The 9,520-nt window shown below is 75.5% G+C and carries 2 protein-coding genes and 2 pseudogenes; all 4 read left to right on the top strand.

The features are described 5' to 3' along the window. A partial coding sequence (locus ACFXDE_RS43160; protein ID WP_380499693.1) for a type I polyketide synthase occupies positions 1-2,450 on the top strand: 2,450 nt, incomplete at its 5' end. Between the two features lie 13 nt (positions 2,451-2,463). Then, positions 2,464-2,547 (top strand): annotated as a pseudogene (locus ACFXDE_RS43155) (polyketide synthase docking domain-containing protein); the annotation flags it as partial. A 69-nt stretch (positions 2,548-2,616) separates the two neighbouring features. Continuing rightward, positions 2,617-5,547, top strand: a pseudogene (locus ACFXDE_RS43150) (type I polyketide synthase); the annotation flags it as partial. A 147-nt stretch (positions 5,548-5,694) separates the two neighbouring features. Beyond that, positions 5,695-9,520, top strand: a 3,826-nt coding sequence (locus tag ACFXDE_RS43145) for an SDR family NAD(P)-dependent oxidoreductase (protein WP_380499695.1), incomplete at its 3' end; no start/stop codon positions are given.

The following is a 9,520-nucleotide window of genomic DNA, read 5'->3' as shown; positions in this document are numbered from 1 at the left end:
CGGACCAGGACGACCGCCGCACCCTCACCATCCACTCCCGCCCCACCCACGGCGACCAGGACCAGCCCTGGACCCTGCACGCCACCGGCACACTCAGCCCCGCCGACGACGCGCCCCCCGCCGGGGGCCCCGCGGAGTGGCCGCCCGCCGGCGCCGCGCCGTTCGCCCTCGACGCCTTCCACGACCGGCTCGCCGACCTCGGCCAGGCCCGGGGCTCGCTGGTCCGCGCGGCCTGGCGGGCGGGCCGGGACGTCTACGCCGAGGTCGCCCTCCCCGAGGAGACCGACCCCGCCGGCCACGCCGTCCACCCCGCACTGCTGGAGGCGGCCGTCGACCCGCTCCTCGGCCTCGCCGCCGAGGACGGCGCGATCACCGAGGCGTCCCGTTGGAGCGGCGTGCGGCTGCACGCGACGACACCGCGTGTGCTCCGGGTCCACCTCGCGGACGCGGGTGCGGACGGCGCCCGGCTCTCGCTGTACGACGGCACGGGCGCGCCGGTCGCGACCGTCGACCGGCTGTCGCTGCGCCCGCAGCAGCTGCCCGAGGCGCACCGGCCGCTGCCCGGAGCGGACTCGCTCTTCCGGACCGCCTGGACGGCGCTCGCCGCCCCGCCCGCGGGCGGCGAGCAGGCGGCTCCCGGCACGGCGGTCCTCGCCGGCGCGGCCGCACCCGGATCCGCCGCCGCCCATCGGGGCCTGGCCGCGCTGCGGGCCGCCCTCGGCCCGGACGTCGAGGCTCCCGCGCTCGTGTTCGCTCCCCTCACCCCTGCCGGAGTCCCGTCGGAGGACGGGCGGGAGGCGGCGCGGCACGTGCTGGCGCTGCTCCAGGAGTGGCTGGCGGACGACCGGTTCACCGGGAGCCGGCTGGTGCTGACCGGTCGCGGGGCCGTGGCGGTCGGCTCGACGGCTCCCACCGACCTGGCGGGCGCGACCGCCTGGGGTCTGGTGCGCTCGGCGCAGTCGGAGCACCCGGACCGCTTCGCCCTCCTCGACACCGACGGCGGCGAACTGCCCGCGCACATCCCCGACGAGCCCCAACTCGCACTGCGCGACGGCACGTTCCTCGCGCCCAGGCTCGCCCGGGTCACCACCGAGCCCGGCGCCGTCAGTCTCGACCCCGAAGGCACCGTCCTCATCACCGGCGGCACCGGCACCCTCGGCGCCCTCACCGCCCGCCACCTCGTCACCGCGTACGGCGTCCGGCACCTGCTGCTCACCAGCCGCAGCGGCCCCAACGCCACCGGAGCCACCGACCTCACCGCCGAACTCTCAGCGCACGGCGCCCTGGTGACGATCACGGCCTGCGACACGTCGGACCGCGACGCCCTCGCCGAGCTCCTCGCCAGCGTGCCGGCCGAACACCCCCTCACCGCCGTCATCCACACCGCCGGCGTCCTCGACGACGGCACCATCACCGCCCTCACCCCCGACCGCCTCGACACCGTCCTGCGCCCCAAGGCCGACGCCGCCCACCACCTGCACGAGCTGACCCGCCACCTCGACCTCCAGGCCTTCGTCCTCTACTCGTCCATCGCCGGCACCATCGGCAGCCCCGGGCAGGCCAACTACGCCGCCGCCAACGCCTACCTCGACGCCCTCGCACAGCACCGGCGCGCCGACGGACTCCCCGCCACCTCCATCGCCTGGGGCCTGTGGGCCGACGCCAGCGGGATGACCGGCGCCCTCGACGAGGCCGACCAGGCACGGATCGGCCGCAGCGGCGTGCTGCCCATCGACAGCACCCTCGGGCTGGCCCTGCTCGACCGCGCGCTCGCCGGCGCGGAGCCCGTCGTGGCGGCGGCCCGGATCGACAGCGCCGCCCTCCGCGAACAGGCGGAGGCGGGGATGCTGCCGCCCCTGCTGCGCGGCCTGGTCCGGTCGTCGGTCCGGAGGGCCTCGGACGGCACCGGGGCCGGCGGCGCCGGCTCCTCGCTGCGGGAGCGGCTCGCCGCGCTGCCCGCCGACGAGCAGCGGGCGCAGCTGCTGGAGCTGGTGCGCGGGACGGCCGCGGCCGTGCTCGGCCACGCCGGCACCGCGGCGGTCGACGCCGACCGGGCGTTCAAGGAACTCGGCCTGGACTCCCTCACCGCCGTCGAACTGCGCAACCGGCTCACCGCCGCGACCGGCCTGCGGCTGCCCGCCACCCTGGTCTTCGACCACCCCAGCCCGGCGGTGCTGACCGGCTTCCTGCGCACCGAGCTGTTCGGGGCGGAGCTGTCGGCCGCCGGGGCGCTGCTGGCCGAGATCGACCGCCTGGACCTCGCGCTGGCCGGTCTCGACGCGGCGGACGAGGCGCAGGCCAAGGTGCTGACCCGGCTCCAGGCCCTGCTGTGGAAGTGGCACGGCCCGCAGGGCGCGGTCGCCCAGGAACACCCCGGGACCGGCGACCTCGAATCGGCCTCGGACGACGAACTCTTCGACGCGCTCGACAACGAGCTCGGACTTCTCTGAATCGGCGGCGGACATGACCAACCAACGGACGGAAACGAGCGGGAACGTGAACAACGAGGAGAAGCTCCGCGACTACCTCAAGCGGGCCACCACCGATCTGCGGCAGACCCGCCGCCGCCTGCAGGAGGTGGAGGCCAAGGAGCAGGAGCCGATCGCGATCGTGGCGATGAGCTGCCGGTTCCCGGGTGGGATCCGCTACCCCGAGCACCTCTGGCGGGTGGTCAGCGAGGGCACCGACGCCACCGGCGAGGTGCCCGGGGACCGCGGCTGGGACCTGGAGCGGCTGTACCAGGAGGACGGCGGGCGGACCGCCCCGCAGGACCGGGTCAGCCGGGGCGGGTTCCTCTACGACGCCGCCGAGTTCGACCCCGAGTTCTTCGGGATCAGCCCGCGCGAGGCGCTGGCCATGGACCCGCAGCAGCGGATCCTGCTGGAGATCGCCTGGGAGGCCTTCGAACGGGCCGGGATCGACCCGGCCTCGCTGCGCGGGAGCCGCACCGGGATCTTCACCGGTGTGATCGGCCAGGAGTACGCGTCGCGGCTGCGCCGGGCGCCGGAGGGCTTCCGCGGGTTCTTCCTGACCGGCACCGCCACCAGCGTGGCCTCCGGCCGGCTGTCGTACTCGTTCGGCCTGGAGGGCCCGGCGGTCACCGTCGACACCGCGTGCTCCTCTTCGCTGGTCGCGGTCCACCTGGCCGCCCAGTCGCTGCGCAGCGGCGAGAGCTCGCTGGCGCTGGCCGGCGGCGTCACCGTGATGTCGGCGCCGAGCATCTTCGCCGAGTTCAGCCGCCAGGGCGGTCTGGCGCCGGACGGGCGGTGCAAGCCGTTCGCCGCGGCGGCCGACGGCACCGGCTGGGGCGAGGGCGCCGGACTCCTGCTCCTGGAGCGCCTCTCCGACGCCCAGCGCAACGGCCACCCCGTGCTCGCCGTCGTCCGCGGCACCGCCGTCAACCAGGACGGCGCCAGCAACGGCCTCACCGCCCCCAACGGCCCGTCCCAACAGCGCGTCATCCGCGCCGCGCTCGCCAACGCCCGCCTGACCGCAGGCGAGGTCGACGCGGTCGAGGCCCACGGCACCGGCACCACCCTCGGCGACCCGATCGAGGCCCAGGCCCTCCTCGCCACCTACGGCCAGGACCGCCCGGCGGACCGGCCCCTGTGGCTCGGCGGGGTGAAGTCGAACATCGGCCACACCCAGGCCGCCGCCGGAGTCGCGGGCATCATCAAGATGGTCGAGGCGATGCGCCACGGCGTCCTGCCCAAGACCCTGCACGTCGACGAGCCCTCCCCGCACGTCGACTGGACCGCGGGCACCGTCCGGCTCCTGGCGGACCACCAGGACTGGCCGGAGACCGACCACCCCCGCCGGGCGGGCGTGTCGTCGTTCGGCATCAGCGGCACCAACGCCCACGTCATCCTCGAACACGCCCCCGCGCCCGAGACCGCGCCGCCGGTCGAGACCGGCGGGGCACTGCTGCCCTGGGTGGTCTCGGCCCGGTCGGCGCAGGCGGTCCGGGCCCAGGCCCGCGCCCTGCACCGGTTCGTCGGCCTCTACCCGGACATGGACCCGGTCAACATCGGGCACTCGCTGCTCACCACCCGCAGCGCCCTGCCGTACCGGGCGGTCGTCCTGGGCCGGACTCGCGAGGACTTCCTCGCGACGCTCGCGCTGGTCGCCGAGGGGGCGGACTCCACCGCGGTCACCGGGAGCGGGCCCGCCGAGCGCCGCGAGACGGCGTTCCTGTTCCCCGGCCAGGGATCCCAGCGACCCGGCATGGGCCATGAACTGTACGAGGAGTTCCCCGGGTTCGCCGCCGACCTGGACGAGATCTGCGCCCGGTTCGACCGCCACCTCGACCGGCCGCTGCGCGAGGTCATGTTCGCCGCCGAGGGCTCGGCCGACGCCGAGCTGCTCGACCGCACCGGGTACACCCAGCCCGCACTGTTCGCCCTCGGCACCGCGCTGTTCCGGTTCGTGCGCCGGCTGGGCGTGCGGCCCGACCGGCTGATCGGGCACTCGATCGGGGAGCTGACGGCCGCGCACGCCGCGGGCGTCCTGGACCTGGACGACGCCGTCACCCTGGTGGCCGCCCGCGCCCGTCTGATGCAGGAGCTGCCCACGGGCGGCGCCATGCTCTCGGTCAGGGCCGCCGAGGCGGACCTGTTGCCGCTGCTGGAGGGCGTGGCGGACCGCGTGGCCGTGGCCGCCGTCAACGGCCCCGCGGCGACGGTGCTCTCCGGGGACGCCGAGGTGCTGGCGGAACTGCGCGAGCGGCTCACCCGGGACGGGGTCGGGAACCGGCTGCTCCGGGTCGGCCACGCCTTCCACTCGCCGCACATGGACCCGATCCTGGCGGAGTTCCGCCGGGTGGCCGAGCGGCTGGCCTTCCGGGCGCCGACGATCCCCGTCGTCTCCAACGTCACCGGCGCGGACGCCACCGCCGAGGAACTGACCTCGCCGGAGTACTGGGCGCGGCAGATCCGCGGCACGGTCCGCTTCCACCAGGGCATCCGCACCCTCGCCGAGCAGCAGGTCACGCTGTTCCTGGAGCTCGGCCCGGACGCCACGCTGAGCGCGCTCGCCCGGCAGGGCCTCGCCGACGGCCCGGACGACGCCCCCGCCCGCACCGCCGTACCGCTGCTGCGGCCCGGCCGGCCCGAGTCCCCGACACTCCTGAGCGGGCTCGCCGCCCTGTACGCCGAAGGCGCCGAGGTGGACTGGGACGCGCTGTACGCGCCGCTCGCGCCGCGCAAGGTCCCGCTGCCGACCTACGCCTTCCAGCACCGCCGGTTCTGGCTCGACGTCCCGCCCGCGCCCGCCGACACGAACGACCTCGGGCTGGAGAGCACCGACCACCCGATGCTGGGCGCGGTCGTCACCCTGGCCGACGGGAACACCACGGTCTTCACCGGCCGCCTCTCGCGCCGCTCCCTGCCCTGGGTGTCCGACGCCGCGTCCGCCGGCCCGGTGCTGCTGCCGACCTCGGCGCTGGTCGACATCGCGCTGCACGCGGGTGAGCGCACCGACCGTCCCCACCTCGACGAGCTCACCGTCGAGGTGCCCCTGGCGCTGCCGGCCGACGGCGGCGTCCAGGTCCAGATCACCATCGACGCCGAGGACGGGGACGGCCTGTACCCGATCGCCGTCTACTCCCGCCCCGAGCCCGCGGAGGGCGGGGAGCAGGAGCCGTCCTGGCTCTGCAACGCCACCGGCGCCCTGACCACCACGGCCGACCTGCCGGCGGTGGCGGCCGGTGCGCAGTGGCCGCCGACCGGAGCCGTCCCGCTGGACCCGGACGAGGTGGAGGACCGCCTGGCCGCCCTCGGGTACGGCGAGGCCGCGGCGCCCGTCCTGCGCACGGCCTGGCGGCTCGGGGCGGAGCTCTTCGCCGAACTCGACCTCCCCGAGGCGGTCGACCCGGGCGGCTACGGCCTGCACCCCACCCTGCTCGACGCCGCCCTGTCCCCGTGGCTGGCCCAGCAGGCCGCCGGGTCCGAAGCGCGGGCCGGGCTGCCGCTCGTCTGGTCCGGGGTCGCGCTGCACGCCGCCGACGCGACGACCGTGCGGGTCCGGATCAGCCCGGTGCCAGGCGTCGAGGCGGCGGTCGGACTGACCGTCACCGACCCCGCCGGGCTGCCCGTCGCGACGGTCGGCTCGGTCCGGCTGGGGACCGCGCCGACCGTCCCGCTCGCGCCGGCTGCGGCGGGACCCGGCCCGCTGTACGAGGTGAGCTGGGTTCCCGTCGCCGTACCGGAGCCCGCTGCGCCGGCGGAACACGGCTGGACGGTGTTCGACCCGTCCGGCGACCCTCGCATCCGGGCGGCGGGAGCCGGTGTCCCGGTGACCGTCTGCCCGGACTTCGACGCCCTGCGGGCCGCCGCTCCCACGACCGTCCTGGTCCCCTGGCCGGCGGCTGCCGCCGAGGGCATCCACGACGTCCGCGCCCGCACAGCGCATGTTCTGACACTTCTTCAGGAGTGGCTGGCGGAGAGCGCCTTCGACGACAGCCGGCTGATCATCCTCACCACCGGCGCCACCGGGGAGCGCCCCACCGACCTCGCCGCCGCCGCCGTCTGGGGCCTCGTCCGCTCCGCCCAGAACGAACACCCCAACCGCATCACCCTCCTCGACACCGACACCGACACCACCGAACTCCCCGCCCACATCCCCGACGAGCCCCAACTCGCCCTGCACGACGGCACCTTCCACACCCCGCGACTCGCCCGCGTCACCACCGAACCCGGCGCCGTCACCCTCGACCCCGAAGGCACCGTCCTCATCACCGGCGGCACCGGCACCCTCGGCGCCCTCACCGCCCGACACCTCATCACCGAACACGGCGCACGCCACCTCCTCCTGGTCAGCCGCAGCGGCCCCAACGCCACCGGCGCCACCGACCTCACCGCCGAACTCACCTCCCACGGCGCCAAGGTGACCATCACCGCCTGCGACACGTCGGACCGCGACGCCCTCACCGAACTCCTCGCCACGGTGCCGGCCGAACACCCCCTCACCGCCGTCATCCACACCGCCGGCGTCCTCGACGACGGCACCATCACCGCCCTCACCCCCGACCGCCTCGACACCGTCCTACGCCCCAAAGCCGACACCGCCCACCACCTCCACGAACTCACCCGCCACCTCGACCTCCAAGCCTTCGTCCTCTATTCCTCCATCGCCGGCACCATCGGCAACCCCGGCCAAGCCAACTACGCCGCCGCCAACACCTACCTCGACGCCCTCGCCCACCAACGCCACGCCGACGGACTCCCCGCCACCTCCATCGCCTGGGGCCTGTGGGCCGACACCAGCACCATGACCGGCACCCTCCACGAGGCCGACCAGGCACGGATCGAACGCGGCGGCATCGCCCCGATGTCCGCCGACGAAGCGCTCGGCCTGCTCAGCGCCGCCCTGACGGCCGGCAGCGCCGCCGTCGCCGCGGTGCGCCTCGACCCCGCCGAACTGCGGCGGCAGGCGGCGGACGGCACCCTGGCCCCGCTGCTGCGCGGGCTCACCCGGGCCCGGCGGACCGCAGCCCGGCAGGCCGCCGCGACCGGCACGGGCAGCACGGCCCTGACCGACCGGCTCGCCCCGCTGAGCGAGCCCGAGCAGTACCGGGAGCTGCTCGACCTGGTGCGCTCGCACGTCGCCACCGTGCTCGCGCACGGCACACCCGTGGCCATCGACGAGGCCCGGCCGTTCAACGAGATCGGCTTCGACTCCCTGACCTCCGTCGAACTGCGCAACCGCCTCACCGCCGCGACCGGCCTGCGGCTGCCCGCCACCCTGGTCTTCGACCACCCCACCCCGGGCGCGGTGGCCCGACTGCTGCGCACCGAACTGCTGGGACTGCGGACGCGGTCCGCCGCCCCGCGCGCGACCGCGGCACCGGCCGCGGACGACCCGATCGCGATCGTCTCGATGAGCTGCCGGTTCCCCGGCGACGCCGACACCCCCGAGGCGCTGTGGCAGCTGCTGGCGAACGGCGTGGACACGGTGGCCGGCCTGCCGGAGAACCGCGGCTGGGACATCGAGGGCCTCTACGACCCCGACCCGGACCGCTCCGGCAAGTTCTACGTCCGCACGGGCGCCTTCCTCTACGACGCCGACGAGTTCGACGCCGACTTCTTCGGGATCAGCCCGAAGGAGGCGATCGCGATGGAGCCGCAGCAGCGCCTGCTGCTGGAGACGGCGTGGGAGGCCTTCGAACGAGCCGGGATCCCCCAGAGCGCGCTGCAGGGCAGCAGCACCGGCGTCTTCACCGGCGTCATCTCGCAGGACTACGTGTCGGGGCTGAGCCAGGGGATGGCCGAGTCCGAGGGCTACTACATGACCGGCAACACCACGAGCGTCGCCTCGGGCCGGATCTCCTACACCTTCGGTCTGGAGGGCCCGGCGATCACCGTCGACACCGCGTGCTCCTCCTCCCTGGTCGCGGTCCACCTCGCCGCCCAGTCGCTGCGCAACGGCGAGTGCGACCTCGCCCTCGCCGGGGGTGCGACCGTGCTCGCCTCACCCGGCCTGTTCGTGGAGTTCAGCCGCCAGCGCGGCCTGGCCCCCGACGGCCGCTGCAAGGCCTTCGCGGCCGGCGCCGACGGCACCGGCTGGGGCGAGGGCGCCGGACTCCTGCTCCTGGAACGCCTCTCCGACGCCCAGCGCAACGGACACCCCGTCCTCGCCGTCGTGCGCGGCACCGCCGTCAACCAGGACGGTGCCAGCAACGGCCTCACCGCACCCAACGGACCGTCCCAACAGCGCGTCATCCAGCAGGCGTTGGCGAACGCCCGCCTCACGGCGGGCGACGTCGACGCGGTCGAGGCCCACGGCACCGGCACCACCCTCGGCGACCCCATCGAAGCCCAGGCCCTCCTCGCCACCTACGGCCAGGACCGCCCCGCCGACCAGCCCCTCTGGCTCGGCTCGATCAAGTCCAACATCGGCCACACCCAGGCCGCCGCCGGAGTCGCCGGCATCATCAAGATGGTCGAGGCCATGCAGCACGGCGTGCTGCCCAAGACCCTGCACGTCGACGAGCCCTCCCCGCACGTCGACTGGAGCGAGGGCGCCGTCCGGCTGCTCACCGAACAGCAGCCCTGGCCCGAGACCGACCGCCCCCGCCGGGCCGGCGTCTCCTCCTTCGGCGTGAGCGGCACCAACGCCCACGTCGTCCTCGAACAGGCCCCGGTCACGGCGCCCGCCGCCCCCGCGGCCGAGCCCGCCGCCCCGACCGGCCCGCTGCCCATCGTGTTCTCCGCCAAGAGCCCCGCGGCACTGCGGGAGCAGGCCACGCGGCTGCGCGCGGCCCTGGACGAGCGCGTTCCCCTGGCCGGCCTCGGGTACTCGCTGGCCACCGCACGCACGCACTTCCCGTACCGCGCGGCCGTCCTCGCCTCCGACCACGCCGAACTCGCCGCCGGGCTCGCGGCGTTCGCCAACGGCGAGGAGGCGCCCGGAGTGGTGGCGGGCACCGCGGCTGCGGGTGGGAAGACGGTGTTCGTGTTCCCCGGCCAGGGCAGCCAGTGGACCGGCATGGCCACCGACCTCCTCGCCACCGAACCCGCCTTCG

The organism is Kitasatospora sp. NPDC059408 (genome assembly GCF_042751525.1).
Lineage (GTDB): Bacteria > Actinomycetota > Actinomycetes > Streptomycetales > Streptomycetaceae > Kitasatospora.
Note: the sequence above shows the minus strand (reverse complement) of the source record. Positions and strands in the feature narration are given on the sequence as shown.